The 17,333-nt window shown below is 70.7% G+C and carries 15 protein-coding genes; 7 read left to right on the forward strand and 8 right to left on the reverse strand.

From position 1 onward, the window contains the following. The first annotated feature begins 5 nt into the window (after positions 1-5). The 6 genes from AC07RM_RS19185 to AC07RM_RS19210 all read left to right on the forward strand — a co-directional run bounded on the left by AC07RM_RS19185 (position 6) and on the right by AC07RM_RS19210 (position 7,260). Complete coding sequence (locus AC07RM_RS19185; RefSeq protein ID WP_495335517.1) at positions 6-971, forward strand: tripartite tricarboxylate transporter substrate binding protein; 966 nt, start codon at positions 6-8, stop codon at positions 969-971. A gap of 13 nt (positions 972-984) precedes the next feature. Further along, positions 985-1,884, forward strand: coding sequence for an amidohydrolase family protein (locus AC07RM_RS19190; RefSeq protein ID WP_495335518.1), 900 nt, complete (start codon positions 985-987; stop codon positions 1,882-1,884). 29 nt (positions 1,885-1,913) lie between these two features. Continuing rightward, complete coding sequence (locus AC07RM_RS19195; RefSeq protein ID WP_495335519.1) at positions 1,914-2,912, forward strand: Bug family tripartite tricarboxylate transporter substrate binding protein; 999 nt, start codon at positions 1,914-1,916, stop codon at positions 2,910-2,912. Between the two features lie 20 nt (positions 2,913-2,932). Continuing rightward, the gene (locus AC07RM_RS19200; protein ID WP_495335520.1) at positions 2,933-3,886 is read left to right on the forward strand and encodes a D-2-hydroxyacid dehydrogenase; all 954 of its coding nucleotides are present in this window, start codon (positions 2,933-2,935) and stop codon (positions 3,884-3,886) included. A 37-nt stretch (positions 3,887-3,923) separates the two neighbouring features. After that, positions 3,924-4,898, forward strand: a complete 975-nt coding sequence (locus AC07RM_RS19205) for a tripartite tricarboxylate transporter substrate binding protein (RefSeq protein WP_495335521.1) — start codon at positions 3,924-3,926, stop codon at positions 4,896-4,898. 97 nt (positions 4,899-4,995) lie between these two features. Beyond that, a complete protein-coding gene (locus AC07RM_RS19210) occupies positions 4,996-7,260 on the forward strand; it encodes a glycoside hydrolase family 3 N-terminal domain-containing protein (protein ID WP_495335522.1) in 2,265 nt (754 codons plus the stop codon). Positions 7,261-7,263: 3 nt separating this feature from the next. Here the strand turns inward: AC07RM_RS19210 and AC07RM_RS19215 are convergent, their stop codons facing one another. The 7 genes from AC07RM_RS19215 to AC07RM_RS19245 form a co-directional block, all read right to left on the reverse strand. Continuing rightward, on the reverse strand, positions 7,264-7,713 hold the full coding sequence (locus AC07RM_RS19215) for a DUF3592 domain-containing protein (protein WP_495335523.1): 450 nt from the start codon (positions 7,711-7,713) through the stop codon (positions 7,264-7,266). A 68-nt stretch (positions 7,714-7,781) separates the two neighbouring features. Next, positions 7,782-9,821: a YadA family autotransporter adhesin gene (locus AC07RM_RS19220; RefSeq protein WP_495335524.1), complete on the reverse strand. Its 2,040-nt coding sequence runs from the start codon at positions 9,819-9,821 to the stop codon at positions 7,782-7,784. A gap of 31 nt (positions 9,822-9,852) precedes the next feature. Beyond that, entirely contained in the window at positions 9,853-12,111 is a 2,259-nt protein-coding gene (locus AC07RM_RS19225) for a phosphocholine-specific phospholipase C (protein WP_495335525.1), read from the reverse strand. A 51-nt stretch (positions 12,112-12,162) separates the two neighbouring features. Then, positions 12,163-12,360, reverse strand: coding sequence for a hypothetical protein (locus AC07RM_RS19230; protein WP_143129180.1), 198 nt, complete (start codon positions 12,358-12,360; stop codon positions 12,163-12,165). A gap of 148 nt (positions 12,361-12,508) precedes the next feature. Next, positions 12,509-13,543 carry a phosphonate ABC transporter, permease protein PhnE gene (gene phnE / locus AC07RM_RS19235; protein ID WP_495335526.1) on the reverse strand — a complete coding sequence of 345 codons (1,035 nt, stop codon included), beginning with the start codon at positions 13,541-13,543 and terminating at the stop codon, positions 12,509-12,511. Then, on the reverse strand, positions 13,540-14,370 hold the full coding sequence (locus AC07RM_RS19240) for a phosphonate ABC transporter ATP-binding protein (protein ID WP_495335527.1): 831 nt from the start codon (positions 14,368-14,370) through the stop codon (positions 13,540-13,542). Before AC07RM_RS19240 ends, phnE begins: the two co-directional genes overlap by 4 nt. Before the next feature lie 50 nt (positions 14,371-14,420). After that, entirely contained in the window at positions 14,421-15,356 is a 936-nt protein-coding gene (locus AC07RM_RS19245; protein WP_093344422.1) for a phosphate/phosphite/phosphonate ABC transporter substrate-binding protein, read from the reverse strand. A 192-nt stretch (positions 15,357-15,548) separates the two neighbouring features. Between AC07RM_RS19245 and AC07RM_RS19250 the strand changes: the two genes are divergently transcribed. Then, positions 15,549-16,403, forward strand: coding sequence for an HAD-IIA family hydrolase (locus AC07RM_RS19250; protein WP_093344424.1), 855 nt, complete (start codon positions 15,549-15,551; stop codon positions 16,401-16,403). Here the strand turns inward: AC07RM_RS19250 and AC07RM_RS19255 are convergent. Then, entirely contained in the window at positions 16,390-17,322 is a 933-nt protein-coding gene (locus AC07RM_RS19255) for a MurR/RpiR family transcriptional regulator (protein WP_296793813.1), read from the reverse strand. The genes AC07RM_RS19250 and AC07RM_RS19255 overlap by 14 nt on opposite strands. Between the last annotated feature and the right edge of the window lie 11 nt (positions 17,323-17,333).

Genomic DNA, 17,333 nt, shown 5'->3' on the forward strand with positions numbered 1-17,333 from the left:
ACCCGATGAAAAGAAGACTGTTCCCCGCCGTGCTGGCCATGCTCGCGGCAGCCATCGCTCTGCCCGCCTTCGCGCAGAAATTCCCGCAGAAGCCCGTCACGCTGGTCGTGCCCTTCGCGCCCGGCGGCAACCTCGACGTGGTCGCGCGCACGCTCGCGCCCGCGCTCGGCCAGATCCTGGGCCAGTCGGTGATCGTGGACAACCGTGCCGGTGCGGGCGGCGCCATCGGCGCCTCCTACGTGGCACGCGCGCAGCCCGACGGCTACACGCTGCTGGTCAGCACGCCCAATGCGCTGGTGGTGCTGCCGCTGATGACGAAGACCACCTATGCGCTCGACAACTTCGCGCCCATCGGCCTCGCCGCCACCACGCCGCTGGTGATCGCTGTGCGCGGCCAGGGGCCGTACAAGGACATCGAGACACTGCTCACGGCCGCGCGCGGCAAGCCGGGCCAGGTCACGGCCGGCCATGCGGGCCCGGGCACCACCAACCACATCGCGCTGCTGCAGCTCGAGCAGGCCGGCAAGCTGAGCCTCAACACCGTTCCCTACAAGGGCTCGGCACCGGCGCTCACCGACCTGCTGGGCGGCCAGATCGACCTGGTGGTGGACCAGCTCACGAGCTCGGCCGCCCACATCCAGTCGGGCATGCTGCGCGCCGTGGCCGTGATGTCGAAGGAGCGCGACCCCGCGCTGCCGAACGTGCCGACCCTGCGCGAGGCCGGCCTCAAGGACTTCGACGCCACCACCGCCACCGGCCTGCTCGCGCCGGCCGGCACGCCCGCCGACGTGGTGCAGGCGCTCAATGCCGCGCTGCGCAAGGCGCTGGCCGACGAGAACGTGAAGCGCCGCCTGATCTCGGTCGGCAGCCCCGGCCAGGCCTCCTCGCCCGAGGAGTGGCTCGCGACGCTGAAGAAGGAAGACGCGGGCGCCCGCCTGCTCGCGAAGAGCGGCAAGCTCAAGGTCGACTGAGGAGGCACGCCGCATGACCCGCCCCTGCCTGCCTCCCCACGAGGCCTTCGCACCCGTGGCCTTCGCGCCGCCGCCCGGCGCCTGCGACAGCCATGCCCACGTCTTCGGTCCCTACGCAGAATTCCCGCTCGCCGAGGACCGCAGCTACACGCCCGCCGAATACCCGGGCGCTGCCTTCATCGCGCACCTCGACCGGCTCGGCCTCGCGCGCGGCGTGCTGGTGACCGGCAGCGCCAGCGGCACCGACAACGGCGCGGTGCTCGAAGCCCTGTCGCAGTACCCCGGGCGACTGCGCGGCATCGCCGTGCCGCGCGCCGACACCGGCGATGCCGAGCTCGACCGCTGGCATGCGGCGGGCATCCGCGGCGTGCGCTTCAACCTGTTCCAGCGCGACGGCCATGCGGTCTACCGCAACGGCGTGGGCATCGAGGTGCTGGAGGCACTGGCGCCGCGCCTCGCCGAACGCGGCTGGCATGCGCAGATCTGGATCCACGCGCCCGACCTGGTCGAGCTCGCGCCGCGCCTGCTGCGCCTGGGCCTGCCGCTGGTGATCGATCACATGGGCCGCATGGCGGCCGCGCGCGGCATCGAGGACCCGGGCTTTCGCACGCTGTGCCGGCTGCTCGCCGACGGCAAGGCCTGGACCAAGATCTCGGGCGCCGACCGCAACACCGGCCTGGGGCCGCCCTACGCCGACATCGATCCCTTCGCCGAAGCGCTGCTGCAGGCCAATGCCGAGCGCGTGGTGTGGGGCAGCGACTGGCCGCACATCAACTACTTCGAGGCGCAGCAGGTGCCCGACGACGGCGCCCTGCTGAACCTGCTGGCGCGCTGGCTGCCCGACGCGGCGCAGCGCCGGCGCGTGCTGGTCGACAACCCGGCCGCGCTGTACGACTTTCCCCCGCCCGTGTAGAGCCCACCCACCCTCCGAGGATCACAAGAATGAAACGAGACAAGCCCTCCCTCCTGCCGCGACGACTCCTGGGCCTGGCCGCGGCCCTGCTGCTGGCCGCGGGCCTCGGCGCCGCGCCGCGCGCGCAGGCGCAGGCCGCCTATCCCGCCAAGCCCGTGCGCGTGATCGTCGCCTTCACCGCGGGCGGCACCACCGACATCCTCGCGCGCGCCGTCACGCAGCAGCTGTCCGAGAAGCTGGGCCAGCCCTTCGTGATCGACAACAAGCCCGGCGGCGGCGGCAACATCGGCACCGAGTTCGTGGTGCGCGCGCCGGCCGACGGCTACACGCTGATCGTCAACTCGGTGGGCCCGATGGCCGTCAACCAGACGCTCTACAAGAACCTGCCCTACGACCCGCTGCGCGACCTGGTGCCCGTGGTGCAGATCGCCGACGTGCCCAACGTGCTGGTGGTGAACCCCGAGGTGCCCGCGAAGACGCTCGAGGAATTCATCGCCTATGCCAAGGCCAACCCGAACAAGCTCAACTACGGCTCGACCGGCATCGGCACCTCCTCGCACCTGTCGAGCTACATGCTCGGCAAGCGCATCGGCGCCGACACGCTGCACGTGCCCTACAAGGGCGCCAACGCGCTCACAGACCTGCTCGCGGGGCGCATCCAGTTCATGTTCGCGACCATTCCCTCGGTGATCCCGCACATCCGCGCGGGCAAGCTGCGCGCCATCGCGGTCAGCAGCCTCAAGCGCTCGCGCTCGCTGCCCGACGTGCCGACCGTGGCCGAGAAGGGTTTCGGCGATTTCTCGGCCGGCTCCTGGTTCGGCTTCTTCGCGCCCAAGGGCACGCCCGCGCCGGTGATCGCGCTGCTCAACAAATCGGTCAACGACGCACTGCCTTCGCTCGAAGCGCAGATGATCCGCGAGGGCGCCGACCCGGTGGGCGGCACGCCCGAGCAGTTCGGCCGGTTCACGCGGCAGGAGTACGAGAAATGGAAGAGCATCGTTCGCGAGTCGGGCGCGACGGCCGAATGAGCGGGCCGCTGCGCATTCTGATGACCGAGGCCGCCGCGCTTCAGGCCGGCACCGGCCTGGCCGAGGCGCTGGCCGGTCGCGCGCACGTGGTGGTGGCCGAGGGCGCCGATGCCGACGTGGCCTTCGTCTCGCGCGACGTCACGGGCCTGTCGACCAAGCACGAGCTGCTGCCGCAGACCCGGCGCTTTCACGATGCGCTGCGCCATGCGCCCTCGCTGCGCTGGGTGCATGCCCATTCCTCGGGCGCCGACCGGCCCGTGTACGGAGAGTTGCGCGCGCGCGGCGTCGAGGTGACGACCTCCTCGGGCGCCAATGCGGGCGTGGTGGTGCAGACCGCGCTGGCCGGCGTGCTGATGCTCGCGCGCCGCTTTCCGCAACTGCTCGCGGCGCAGCGCGAGAAGACCTGGGCGCCGCTCGTGGGCAGCGGGCTGCCGCGCGACCTCGCGGGCCAGACCGCGGCGATCGTGGGCTGGGGGCCGATCGGGCAGGGCCTGGGCGCGCTGCTGTCGGCGCTCGGGCTGCGCGTGGTCTCGGTGCGCAGCAGTGACTATGCACCGCTGGCGCCCGCCGTCGAGAGCGTGCGCTTCGAAGACATCGGCCAGGTGCTTCCGCGCGCCGACTGGCTGCTGCTCGCCTGCCCGCTGACCGAACGCACGCGCGGGCTCGTCGATGCCGCCGCGCTCGCGCTGCTGCCACCGGGCGCGCGGCTCGTGAATGTCGCGCGCGGCGAGGTGATCGACGAGCCCGCGCTGATCGAGGCGCTGCGCGACGGCACGCTCGCCGGTGCCTACCTCGACGTGTTCGCGCACGAGCCGCTGCCCGCCGACTCGCCGCTGTGGTCGCTGCCGAACGTCATCGTCACGCCCCACACGGCCGGCCATTCGGACGGCAACGAGGCGCGCGTGGCCGCCCTCTTCCTCGACAACCTGCGGCGCTGGAACGCCGGCCTGCCGCTGCGCAACCGCGTGGCCTGACCACCCTCTTCATAACAACACCAAGACCCCCACGACCATGAAAAGACAAGCCTTCCTCCGCACCGCCCTCGCGACCCTGCTGCTGGCCGCGGGCACCCTGCCCGCGCTCGCCGCCGACTGGCCGGGCAAGCCCATCACCCTCGTCGTGCCCTTCGTGGCCGGCGGCACCACCGACATCGTCGCGCGCACCGTGGGCCAGAAGCTCTCGGAATCGCTCAAGCAGCCGGTGATCGTCGACAACCGCGGCGGCGCGGGCGGCACCGTGGGCGCGACCCTCGCGGCCAAGGCGCCGGCCGATGGCTACACGCTGTTCCTCGCCACCATCGCGCACTCGATCGCGCCGGGCCTCTACAAGAAGCTCGCCTACGACTTCCAGCGCGACTTCGACCCGGTGGCGCTGGTGGCCTCCACGCCCAACGTGCTGATCGTCAACGACAAGGTACCCGCGAAGACCGTGGCCGAACTCGTGGCCTACATCAAGGCCAATCCCGGCAAGGTCAACTTCGGCTCGGCCGGCAACGGCAGCACCGAGCACATCTCGGGCGAACTGTTCCGCGCGATGACGAAGACCGAGATCGTGCACGTGCCCTACAAGGGCGGCGCGCCGATGATGGCCGACCTGATGGGCGGCCAGATCCAGATGGCGATCGAGACCAGCCCCTCGGCCTCGCCGCACGTCAAGGCCGGCAAGGTGCATGCGCTGGCCGTGACCACCAAGGCGCGCTCGCCCGCCTACCCCGGCGTGCCCACGCTCGACGAGGCCGGCCTCAAGGGCTACGACATGACGACCTGGTTCGCGCTGATGGCACCGCACGGCACGCCGCCCGAGATCGTGCAGCGGCTCAACACCGAGCTCGCGCGCGCGCTGCAGCAACCCGACGTGGTCAAGCGCTTCGAGGAACAGGGCGTGACGGCCGGCCACATGAAGCCCGCCGAGCTCGCGGCCTTCATCGGCAGCGAGACCACCAAGTGGGTCAAGGTGGCGAAGGAGTCGGGCGCGACGGCCGAATAGCCCTGGGAGTCCGCGCGGACGGGTCGGACATCGCCCTACGGGCAGGGCGGAAACCCGCTTGCGACCGCGGCGGGCGATGTCTGCAGAATGGGCGCCCATGCACGTCGGAAAAAAAGCCCCGCTCCTCTTTCTTGCCCTCGGTCTCCTCGCCAGCCTCCTCGCCTCCGCCCAGTCTCCCGCCCCGGCCGTCACCGATCCGCGCATCGAGGCGCTGATCGCGCGCATGACGGTCGAGGAGAAGGTCGGCCAGCTGAGCCTCTACGGCCCGGCCGACACCAACATTCCCGGCAACCCGCAGGCCAACCGGCGCAATGCGCAGCTCGAGGCCGACGAGGTGCGCTCGGGCCGCGTGACCGGCCTCTTCAACAACGAGGGCCTGACGCGCAAGCGCGAGCTGCAACGCATCGCGGTCCAGGAATCGCGCCTGGGCATTCCGCTGATCTTCGGCGCCGACGTGATCCACGGCTTTCGCACCATCTTCCCGATGCCGCTGGCCGAGGCCGCGAGCTGGGAACCCGCGCTGGCCGAGCGCACCGCGCGCGCGGCGGCGGTCGAGGCCAGCGCCGACGGCTTCCGCTGGACCTTCGCGCCCATGGTCGACATCGCGCGCGATGCGCGCTGGGGCCGCGGCATCGAGGGCGTGGGCGAGGACCCGCTGCTCGCGAGCCGCTTCGCCGCCGCGCGCGTGCGCGGCTTCCAGGGCGACGACCTGTCGCGCGCCGATGCGCTGCTCGCCACGCCCAAGCATTTCGCGGGCTACGGCGCGGCCGAGGGCGGGCTCGACTACAACACCGTCGACATCTCCGAGCGCACGCTGCGCGAGGTCTACCTGCCGCCGTTCCGCGCCGCGCTCGACGCGGGCGCGCTGTCGCTGATGAGCGGCTTCCACGAGATCTCGGGCATTCCCTCGACCGCCAACCCGGCCCTGCTGACCGGCGTGCTGCGCGGCGAGTGGGGCTTCCGGGGCTTCGTGGTGTCGGACTACACGGCCGACGAGGAACTGATCGCGCACGGCTACGCGGCCAACGGCCGCGAGGCCGCGAAGCAGGCCTTCCTCGCGGGCACCGACATGAGCATGCAGAGCGGCCTCTACATGCGCGAGCTGCCGGGCCTGGTGGCCGCGGGCGAGGTGCCGATGGCGCGGCTCGACGATGCGGTGCGCCGCGTGCTGTACGCCAAGCTCAGGCTCGGCCTGTTCGACCAGCCGATGCGCGGCCTCGACGGCCCGCCGGCCGCGCAGCGCGCCGAGGACCCGGCCTTCATCGCGCTGGCGCGCGAGAGCGCGCGCCGCTCCATCGTGATGCTGAAGAACGAGGGCGCGCTGCTGCCGCTCGCGAAGACCGGCACCCGGGTCGCGCTGATCGGCCCCTTCGCCTCGGGCACGCAGGACCTGCTGGGCGCCTGGAGCCTGTTCCCGGGCCAGAGCGCGCCGGTGGGCATCGACCAGGGCCTGCGCGCCGCGCTCGGCGACGCGGCCTCGCTCACGGTCACGCGCGGCTCGAACGTCGAGTCGCTCGTGCCCGGCGGCATCGAGGCCGCGGTCGCCGCGGCGCGCCAGGCCGACGTGGTGGTGCTGGCCATCGGCGAAGGCGAGCGCATGTCGGGCGAATCGCGCTCGCGCGCCGACATCGGCCTGCCGCTGGTGCAGCAGGCGCTGGCCGAGGCGGTCGCGGCCACCGGCAAGCCGATCGTCGTGCTCTTGAGCAACGGCCGCGCGATGGCACTGCCGCCCGTGGTGCGCGATGCGCGCGCGATCCTCGTGACCTGGTTCCTCGGCGTGCAGACCGGCCACGCGATCGCCGACGTGCTGTTCGGCGACTTCAATCCCTCGGGCCGGCTGCCGGTGAGCTTTCCGCAGGCGGCGGGACAGGTTCCCTACTACTACGCCCACAAGCGCACCGGCCGGCCGCTGCCGCCCGACGCGCCCGGCACCGCCTTCAAGACGCGCTACATCGAGGCCCCCAACGAGGCGCTCTATCCCTTCGGCTTCGGCCTGGGCTTCGCGCCGGTGCGCTACGACAGCGTCGCGCTCGACAGCGAGCAGTTGCCGATGACGGACGGCACGCTGCGCGTGCGCGCCACCGTCACCAACACCGGCCAGCGCGAGGCCGAGGAAGTGGTGCAGCTCTACATCGCGCAGCGCACCGCGAGCGTGACGCGGCCGGTGCGCGAGCTCAAGGACTTCCGCAAGCTGCGCATCGCGCCCGGCGCCTCGGTGCAGGTCGAGTTCGCGCTGCGCGCGGCCGACCTCGCCTTCATCGGCCGCGACCTGCGGCCCACCGTGGAGCCCGGCGACTTCGACCTGTGGGTGTCGCCCTCGGCCGTGGGCGGGCTGCACGCGCGCTTCGCGCTGGTGCGCTGAAGCTCAGCCGCGCGGCGGCAGGAACGACAGGTCCACGTGGTAGCGCTTCGGATTCGCGGGATCGACGTAGACCGCGATCCGGCGCCCGCTCAGGTGCCGCGTGGGATCGAACCAGATGTTGGCGCTGCGGAACTGCCGCAGCTCGCGCCCGAAGCCGGCGCGCGCCTCGACGATGGCGCGGTAGGGATGCCGGCCGTTGACCTGGAACGAGGTGTTGAGCTCGACCTCGCGCAGCTCGGCATCGATGCGCTGGCCATGCTGCAGCAGCCAGGCCGCGCGCTTCGCGTTGCGTTCGCCGACGAACAGGATGCCGCCGCCCACGCCCGTGAACATCAGGCCCAGCAGCGTGAGCAGCCACTTGGCCTCGTCGGGCACCACGATCGCGATGACCAGCAGGCCCAGGCCGACGGCGATGAAGATCCACTTGAGCAGCGTCAGCGACGTGTTGTGCATGAGGGATGCGGCGGGTTGAACAGGGCCGCTGCGTTATAGCAGAGCCCCTGCGCCCGCCGGCACCGTCCTCAGTCGAACACGCCCGTGAGCGCCACGCGCGTCACCACGCCCGAGCTGCTCGCGCCCACGCCGAGCGTGACGCTGTAGCGGCCGTCCTGCGAGGTGTGGCGCAGCGAGCCGCCGATCGCGCTCTCGCTGCGGTAGTTGCCCAGGCCCACGGCATAGCTGATCTTGCCGGGCACCATCGGCGCGGCCTCCATCGCGGCCACGCTGGCGATGCCGGCGTAGGCACGGCGGGCCGTGTCGTCGATCTGGCTCTGCAGGCGGGCGGCCGTGAGGTCGGTGTAGGCCTTGCCGACCGGCAGGCCCTGCGCGGCCACGGTGTCGGTGTAGGCATTGGCCTGGCTCACGCCCTCCTTCACCATGCCCTGCACCTGGCCGACGTTGGTGGCGTCCGTGGGCGCGCTGCCCGGGGCCACGCCGGTGATCTGGCGGTTGCCCAGCGCCACCTCGCCCATCGACGACTGCACGCCGGCCATGCCGATGGCGGTGTAGTTGTTGAGCGCGCCGCGCGTGGTCGCGCTGCCGGCGCCGAGCGCCACGCTGTTCGCATGGTTCACCACGGCGCCGTTGCCGATCGCCACGCCCGAGTCCTCGAAGGCCTGCGCATTGGTGCCGATGGCCAGCGAGTTGTCGGCACTGGCGCGCGCGCCGACGCCGATCGAGGCGGTCTGGTTCGCGTTCACATAGGCGCCCGAGCCCGAGCCGATCGCGATGTTGTCGTTGCCGCGCACGTGCTGGCCCGCGCTGTTGCCCTGCGCGAGGTTCGAGTTGCCGCTGACCACCTGGCCCGCCATCGTGCCCGAAGCCACGTTGTTGCTGCCCTGCACGCCGCCGCCCGCGGCCTGGCCCATCGACATGTTGTTGCTGCCGGTAACGCCGTTGCCCGCGCCCATGCCATAGGCCTGGTTGCCATCGCCCCTGACGTTGCTGCCCGCGCCGGTGCCGTAGGCCTCGTTGTCGTTGCCGGTCACGTTCTGGCCGGCGTTCTGGCCCGTGGCGTCGTTGCGGCTGCCGGTCACGTTCGAGCCGGCCGCGTAGCCGGTCGAGTTGTTGTAGTCGCCGGTCACGTTCTGGCCCGAGCTGCGGCCCATGGTCTGGTTCCAGCCGCCGTTGACGTTGGTGCCCGCGTAGTAGCCGATCGCCTGGTTGGCGTTCTTGCCCGACACGTTGCTGCCCGCGCCCTCGCCGATGGCCAGGTTCCAGTTCGTGCCGACGTTGTTGCCCGCACCCTCGCCGAGCGACACGTTGTTGCTGCCCGTCACGTTGCTGCCGGCATTGGTGCCGATGCCCGTGTTGTCGCTGCCCGTGACCTTGTTGCCGGCACCGTTGCCCATGGCGTTGTTGTTGCTGCCGGTCACGGTCATGCCGGCACTGGTGCCGGTGGCGTTGTTGTCGCTGCCGGTCACGCCGCTGCCGGCATGGAAGCCGGTGGCGTTGTTGTGGTCGCCGGTGACGTTGTCGCCCGCGCTGCGGCCGATCGACTGGTTCCAGCCGCCCTTGACGTTCTGGCCCGACTCGAAGCCGATGCCCACGTTGGCATTGCCGCCCGACACGTTGGTGCCCGCGTTGTTGCCGATCGCGAGGTTCCAGTTGGTGCTGACGTTGTTGCCGGCGCCCAGGCCGATCGAGATGTCGCTGGTGCCGGTGACGTTGTTGCCGGCGCCCTGCCCGATGGCCTGGTTGGTCGGGCCGGTCACGTTGTTGCCGGCGTTCTGGCCGATGGCCTGGTTGCCGCTGCCGTTGACCGTGTTGCCCGCGCCCTCGCCGATCGCCTGGTTGTTGCTGCCGGTGACGCCGGCGCCGGCGTTCTGGCCCACGGCCAGGTTGTCGTCGCCCGTCACCTTGGTGCCGGCCTTGGTGCCGACGGCCGTGTTGTTGCTGCCGCCGACCGTGGTGCCGGCATCGGTGCCGACGCCGAGGTTGGCCTTGGCCGGATCCCAGACCACCGGCACCGTCTGGGCCAGGGCCGGGCCGCAGATCGCGGCCAGGGCCAGCGACGCGCCGAGCAGGCTCGCGCCGCGCGGCATGCGCTTGTTCTTCTTCATGGTGTTTCTCCTCGTTGGGGTGGAAGCGCGCTCAGGCCTGCAGGTGCATCGCCATCGCGGGGTCGCTCACGGTCGGCTTGCCGGTCTCGACACGGCCCGCGAAGCGGCGCACGGCGTTGCCGGCGGTCACGGTGAAGTCGTACCAGTGGCCGCTGTCCTTGAGCTCCCAGTGCAGCGTGCCCATGTCGCCCTTCGGCGCCCTGAGGGTCCAGGGGCCGTCGGTGCGGTAGGCGTTCGACTGCACGGTCACCTCGCCGTCGATGCTGCCGTTGTTGTGCACCTTCACGTAGACGTCGCCGGCGGCCGGGTCGTAGCAGACCTGGACCTCGGGCCTGAAGGCGGCCGCGTCGAAGGCCATCGCGTCGCCGCTGAAGCTGCGCACGAAGCCATTGGTGCTGTAGACCCAGAGGTCGTACTTGCCGCCATCGGTGGCGATGGTGTCCCAGTAGTCCTGCAGCTGCTTGCCGGCTTCCACCGTGTAGCGGCGCGGGATGCGGTCCAGGTGCAGCTTGTCGTAGACGTGGAACACCGCGCCCTGGTCGCCGGTGTTGCTGAAGATCAGCGAGACCTGGCCGCGTGCCTCGACGCGCGCGCTGGTGTGCAGCTCGTAGGGCAGCGCGCGCGAGAAGCGCGTGCCGGTCTCCTGGAACAGCGGCTTGGCGGGCACGGGCGCCTTGGTGATGACGCCGGTGTTGCCCAGCGCCTTCTGCGCCGTGTTGATGGCGGGATAGCCGCTGGTGTCGGGCAGCTTGGGCACCACCGGATCGTTCGGGCTGACGAAGTCGAAACAGCTCGTGAGGTCGCCGCAGACCGCGCGGTGCCACGGGCTGATGGCGTCGATCGTGATGTCGAAGCGCTTCTCGAGGAAACGGCCCATCGAGGTGTGGTCGAACACCTGCGAGTTGACCCAGCCGCCCTTGCTCCACGGCGACACCACGTACATCGGCACGCGCGAGCTCAGGCCCCAGGGGCGGATCTTGCCGCTGATGGTGTCGGCGCCATTGAGGTAGCTACCACCCACCGAGGCGTCGAAGTACTCGCCGTCCAGCGGCACGGTGGACTTGCCCATCAGGTTGCCGTCGGCGTCGTACGAGGGCACGGCGGGCATCGCCACGTGGTCGAAGAAGCCGTCGTTCTCGTCGAAGGTCACGAACAGCGCCGTCTTGCTCCAGACCGCGGGGTTCGAGGTCAGCGCGCTCAGCACGTCGGAGATGAAGTCGGCCGCGCCGGCCACGCCTTCGCTGCTGCCCGGGTGTTCGGCCAGTGCCTGCGTGGGCAGCACCCACGAGACCTGCGGCAGGGTATCGTTCATCACGTCCTGCTTGAGCTGGGCCAGGAAGTTGGTGGCGCCGTCGGCCGCGGCGGGACCGCCGGTCAGGCCGTGCTGGTAGACCGGCGAGCCGGGCTGCGCGGTGCGGAAGCTCTGGAACGCCAGGCAGCCGTTCATGGCGCCGGTCCAGTTGTTGTTCATGTTCTGGTAGATGTGCCAGCTGATGCCGTTCTTCTGCAGCACGTCGGGCAGCGTGTCCCACTTGAACGCGTTGTTGACGTACTTGTAGTTGTAGGCGCCCGTGGTCGCGTTCTTCTGGCCCGTGCCGTCGGCTTCCTGCGGGTTGCCCGCGATCCAGTTCGACGGGCTCGGCCAGCAGCGCGAGTTGACCGGTTCCGAATCGGTGTCGGTGCTGTTGATGCCCTTCTTGCGCAGCTCGGGATTGAAGTTGGAACCCGACCAGAACACGATGCGGTTGGGATCGGTGCCGGTAAGGATCGAGCAGTGGTAGCCGTCGCAGATCGTGAAGGCATCGGCCAGCGCGAACTGGAACGGGATGTCCTCGCGCAGGTAGTAGCCCATCGTCACCTGGTTCTTGAACTGGATCCAGCGGTCCATCTTCCCCTGCGCCCAGGCGCCCTGCATGTCGGGGAAGCTGTGCGGCGCGCCCGAGCCGATCAGCGCGTTGGCGATCGTGGAGTCGCGGCGGAAGGGCTGGATCTCGGGCGCGCCCGCGGTGGTGTTGGGCTGGAAGAACACCGACTTGCCGTTGGCCAGCGGGATCGGGAAACGGTCGCCGAAGCCGCGCACGCCCTTCAGCGTGCCGAAGTAGTGGTCGAAGCTGCGGTTCTCCTGCATCAGGATCACGATGTGCTTGATGTCCTTGATCGAGCCGGTGTCGACCGCGGCCTCGACCGCCAGGGCCTTGCGGATCACGGGCGGGAGCATGGTGAGGGCCGAGGCCGCGCCGATGGCGCCGGCCGACTTGCGGAAGAAATCGCGACGGGAGGTGGTGTTCATGGGAGGTTCTTTCAACGCAGGGCGAAGGGAGGTCTGGAGGAAGGCGCGGACTCAGGGCGCGCACTTGAGCGCGGGCTGGGGCGGCGGGTTGTTGCCGTTGCCGTTGTTGCCGTCGCCGGCCGGCGGGGTCTGTCCCGGCGGCAGGATCGGCAGGCCACCGCCCCCACCACCGCCACCGCAGGCGGCGAGGCTCAGGCACAGGAGAAGGCCTGCCGCAGCGAGGCCGTACCGGGAAGATGCTGTTTTCATGAGGGTTCCTTTCGAATCGAGGGACGTGGGAGACAAAGGCGCGGCCGAAGCCGCTCCGCGCGGCGGACGAGCCGCGCGAGAGTTCGGACAGAAATCAGGGAATGGGGAGCGGACGCCGCGAACGCGGTATCCGCGGGGGACTCAGGGCTCAGCCATAGCGGCTGCGCAGCCGGGCGGCGATGCGGTCGAGCACCAGCACCGTCAGGAAGATCGCGATCAGGATCGTGCCGACGTGCGCATAGTTGTACATGTCGTAGCGGCCCTTGAGCTCCTGGCCGATGCCGCCCGCGCCGACCAGGCCGACCACGGTGGCCATGCGCACGTTGCGGTCGAGCACGTAGAGCGTGTAGGCGATGAACTGCGGCATCACCTGCGGCAGCACCGCGAAGCGCATCACCTTGAGCTTGTTGGCGCCGATGGCGCGCAGCGCCTCCTGCGGCTTGTCGTCGGCGGTCTCGATGTCCTCGGCGTAGAACTTGCCGAGGAAGCCGGCCGAGTGCAGCGCGAGGGCCAGCACGCCGGCGATCGGGCCGAAGCCGTAGGCCAGCACCAGGAACAGCGCGCTCACCAGCTCGGGCACCGCGCGGAACAGGCCGACCACGCTGCGCGCGAGGCCGTAGGCCAGGCGGTTGGGCGCATAGTTCTTCGCGCTGCACCAGGCCAATGGCGCGCTCAGCACGATCGCGATCAGCGTGGCCCAGACCGCGATCTCGAAGGTCTCGAGCATCTTCACCGCCACGTGCCACAGGTAGCCCAGCGGCTCGACCAGCACCTCGCGGCGCTCGACGCGGTCCTCCATCTGCAGGGTCTCGGGGTTCAGCTTGGGCTCGTGCGTCTCGAGGGTCTCGACGCGCGAGAACCAGGGCAGCCGGTTGCGGTCGAAGCCCTCGATGCGCGCGACCTCGGTCTGCTCGGAGATCTGCGGCGGGAACAGCGAGCGCGCGATCGAGCCCAGGCCCGAGAGCACCTGCGAGTTGTCGCGCAGGCCCACCGCGGCGAGCACGCCCTCGCCGGTCAGCGAGAGCATGCGGCCCATCTCCACGCGCTGGCCCGCGAAGAAGCCCACCACGAGCACCAGCAGCAGCACGACCAGCGTGCGGGTGCCGAAGGGCCGCGGCAGGTCCCAGGCCGAGGCCGGGCGCGACGCGCGCGCGTCGGAAGAGGAAGAAGAGATCGTGTTCATTGCGCGAGCTCCAGGGCGCCGGCATGCAGCGGCAGCGCCGCCTCGGGCTCGCCGGCCATCGATGGCCGGGCCGCGGGCACGGACTCGGGCGCGGTGTCGCCGCGGCCGTAGATCGCATCGAAGACCTGCGGCTGGAACGTCCGCGGCGCGCCGTCGAACACGACCACGCCGCGACGCAAGGCCACGATGCGGTCGGCGAACTCGCAGGCCAGTTCGATCTGGTGCAGGCTGCACAGCACCGTGGTGCCGCGCTCGCGCGCCTGCCGGCGCAGCAGCGACAGCACGTCGTGGCTGGTCTGCGGATCGAGGCTGGCCACCGGCTCGTCGGCCAGCACCAGCGGCGGGTCGAGCATGAAGGCGCGCGCGATGCCCACGCGCTGCTGCTGGCCGCCCGAGAGCTCGCTCACGCGGCGCAGCAGGTGCTCCTCGCCCAGGCCCACCGACTCGACCAGTTCGCAGGCCTTGCGCCGCTGCGCGTCGGTGAACAGGCCGAGCAGCGCGCGCCAGGTGCCCAGGGCCGGCAAGGCGCCGGCGAGCACGTTCTCGGCCACGCTCGAGCGCAGCACCAGGTTGAACTGCTGGTGGATCATGCCGATGCGCGGACGCACGTGTGCCAGCGAGCCCGGCGCGATGCGCACGCCCTCGACCCGCACCGTGCCCTGCGTGGGCACGACCAGGCCGTTGGCGGTGCGCAGCAAGGTCGACTTGCCCGCGCCCGAGGCGCCCAGCACCACGCAGAACTGGCCCGCGGGCACCTCGAGCGAGACGCCGCCGAGCGCGCGCGTGCCGTCGGGGTGGCGCATGGCGACCGATTCGAACTGCAGCATGGGCGTGCTTCCGGCGGCGGACTCTGCGGCGTGCGTGCGATCGCCGGCGATCAACGCTCGGCCGCCTTGGCGAGGATGCGGCCCTTGAGGTCGTCGGTCAGCAGGCCCAGCTTCTCGGCGGCGACGTTGAACTCTTCCTCGGAGAACTTGGTGTCGTAGCCGTCGATCTTGCCGCCACCGTAGCCGCGGATCATGTCGGGCGTGATGCCGGGGGCCTTGTTCACGGTCTGGAAGGCGTCCTTGAGCTTGGTCTTCAGCGCCTCGGGCAGCTTGGAGTTCAGCGCCAGCGGCGGATAGGGAATGGCCATGCTCTTGGCGATCACCTTGATGGTCTTCGGATCGGCCGCGCCCTGCTTGACCGCCTTCTCGTACGAGTCGAACGAGAGCGAGGCCACGTCGACCTGGTCCTGCACCAGCGCGGCCAGGCTGCTGGCGTGGCTGCCGGTCATGCGGATCGCCGACAGGTCCTTGGCCGGGTCCATGCCGGCGTCGAGCAGCATCGCGATCTGGAAGGTGAAGCTCGAGGCCGAGTTCACGTCGCCGAAGGCCACGCGCTTGCCCTTCAGGTCCTTGATCGAGGCGATCGGCGCATTGGCCTTGGCGAACATGCCGGCGTAGTAGACCGAGGCGCCCTTCTCCACGCCCACGGCCAGCAGCTGCGCGCAGCCGCGCTTGTGGGCCTGCACGTACGACACCGGGCCGAAGAAGGCGATGTCGGCGAGCTGGTTGCACATGCCCTCGACCACGGCGCCGTAGGACTGGCCGACCTTGAGGTCGAAGTTCAGGCCGGTGCTGCGCGTGATGGCGTTGAACACCGGCGCGTAGTCGGCCTTGGTGCCCGACTCGGTGCCGCCGTCGGCGGGAATCAGCAGCACGCGCAGCGGATGTTCGCGCGAGCCGTCGGCCACGGACTGGGCGTGGGACGGGAGGGCCAGCAGCGCGCTGAACGAGACGGCGGCGGCGGCGATGGCCAGGAGTTTCTTCATGATCGGTTCCTTCGGTTCGGGGGCGTTTCTCGGGCGAGTGCCTCGCTCGGTTGCGTTGAACTTTAGAAGTCGAAGATGACAAGCAAATGAAATAAGCTCATTTGAAAATTAGCAAACGACTGAGCAATGTTCAATACAATCCCGCCGCACGGCCAGCACCCCCGCTCCCCCGATGGCCCGAACCGGAGATCCATGAAGAACATCGCAACCCAGACCCGGGCGCCGGGAGGCCCCGCGGCAGCGGACCTGGCACCGCTCGCGCAGGCGCGTCACCTGCTGCTCGACCTCGACGGCACGCTGGTGCGCCAGAACGAAGCCATCGACGGCGCGGCCGAACTCCTCGAGCGTTTCGAGGGCCGCTTCGCGATCGTGTCGAACAACTCGACCCACACCGCCCAGGGCCTCGCGCTGCGGCTGCGCCGGCTCGGCCTGCGCGCGCCGCCCGAGCGCATCGTGCTGGCCGGCGAGCTCGCCGTGAGCCTGCTCGCGCGCCAGCACCCCACGGCGCGGCTGATGGTGGTGGGCACGCCCGCCTTGCAGCGCCATGCGCGCGCGCTCGGCTTCCGGCTGGTCGCGTCCGAGGCCGAGTTCGTGCTGCTCGCGCTCGACATGCGCTTCAGCCATGCGCGGCTGGGCGCGGTGGCCAACGAACTGCTGCGCGGCGCGCGGCTGGTGGTCACGAACGCCGACGCCACCCATCCGGGCCCGCACGGCCGCGTGGTGCCCGAGACCGGCTCGCTGCTCGCGGCCGTGCTCACGGCCAGCGGCGTGCAGCCCTGGCGCATCGTCGGCAAGCCCGAGCCGCTGCTGTTCGAGGAAGGCCTGCGCTGCCTGGGCGCCGAGCCCGCGAGCACGGTGGTGATCGGCGACAACCCGGCCACCGATGCCGCGGGCGCCGCGCGACTGGGCATGGCCTGCCTGCTGGTGGGCGCCGCGCCCGAGGCGGTGGCGCCGTCGGTCGCCGGCCTGCTGCTGCCGCGCGCCACGGCCGAGGTGACGGCCCTGCCCGCGCGCCCGCCCGAGCGCAGCCGCCTCAGTACCGCTTGAGCGACAGCACGTCGAAGGTCTGGCGCAGCGTGCGCACCGAGGTGTCGTAGTCCGACAGCGCCAGGCAGGCGATCAGCACGTCGATGATCGCGAGCTGCGCGAGGCGGCTGGTCATGGCCTCGGTGCGGAAGTTGGTCTCGCGCGCCATGGTGAACAGCAGCACGTCCGAGAAGGCCTGGATCGGCGACTTGCCGAAGTTGGTGATGCACACGGTCGAGGCGCCGGCCTCCTTGGCCAGCCGCGTCGCGGTCACGGTCTCGTGCGTGCTGCCCGAGTGCGAGATGGTCAGCACCGCCACCCGCGAGTCGGTGAGCGAGGCGCTGATCGCCTGCACGTGCGAATCGACCACCACCTTCGCGTTGAGGCCGATGCGCAGCATGCGGTAGTGGGCGTCCTCTGCGATGGTGGCGGAGCTGCCGATGCCGTAGATCTCGATGCGCTCGGCGTCGCGCAGCAGCTTCACCGCGCGTTCCATCGAACCGGCGTCGAGCGTGGCCTGCGTGTCGTGCAGGGTCTGCACGTTGCTCTGGAAGATCTTGCGGATCACCGCCTCGGCCGCGTCCTGCGGATCGAGGTCCTCGTGGATGAACTGCACCGGCCGCACGATCTCCTGCGCCAGCGCGATCTTGATCTGCTGGAAGCCGGTGGCGCCGAGGTTCTTGCACAGGCCGACGATGCTGCCTTCGCTCGAGCCGGTGCGCTCGGCCACCTCGCTGACCGACATGTGGACCACCTCGCGCGGGTTCTTCACGATGAAGTCGGCGATGCGCTGGCCCACCGGGCCGAGCGAGGACCAGAGGGTCTCGATGCGCGCGAGCACCGCGAACACCGGGGCGCCGCCGGAGGCATCGGTGGCCGGGGCCTTGCCGTTCGCGGCGGGGGGAACGCTGGTGGACTTGGCGGTGGTGTTGCGCTTCATGGGCGGCGAGC

This window comes from Variovorax sp. GW821-FHT09B05 (assembly GCF_059418265.1).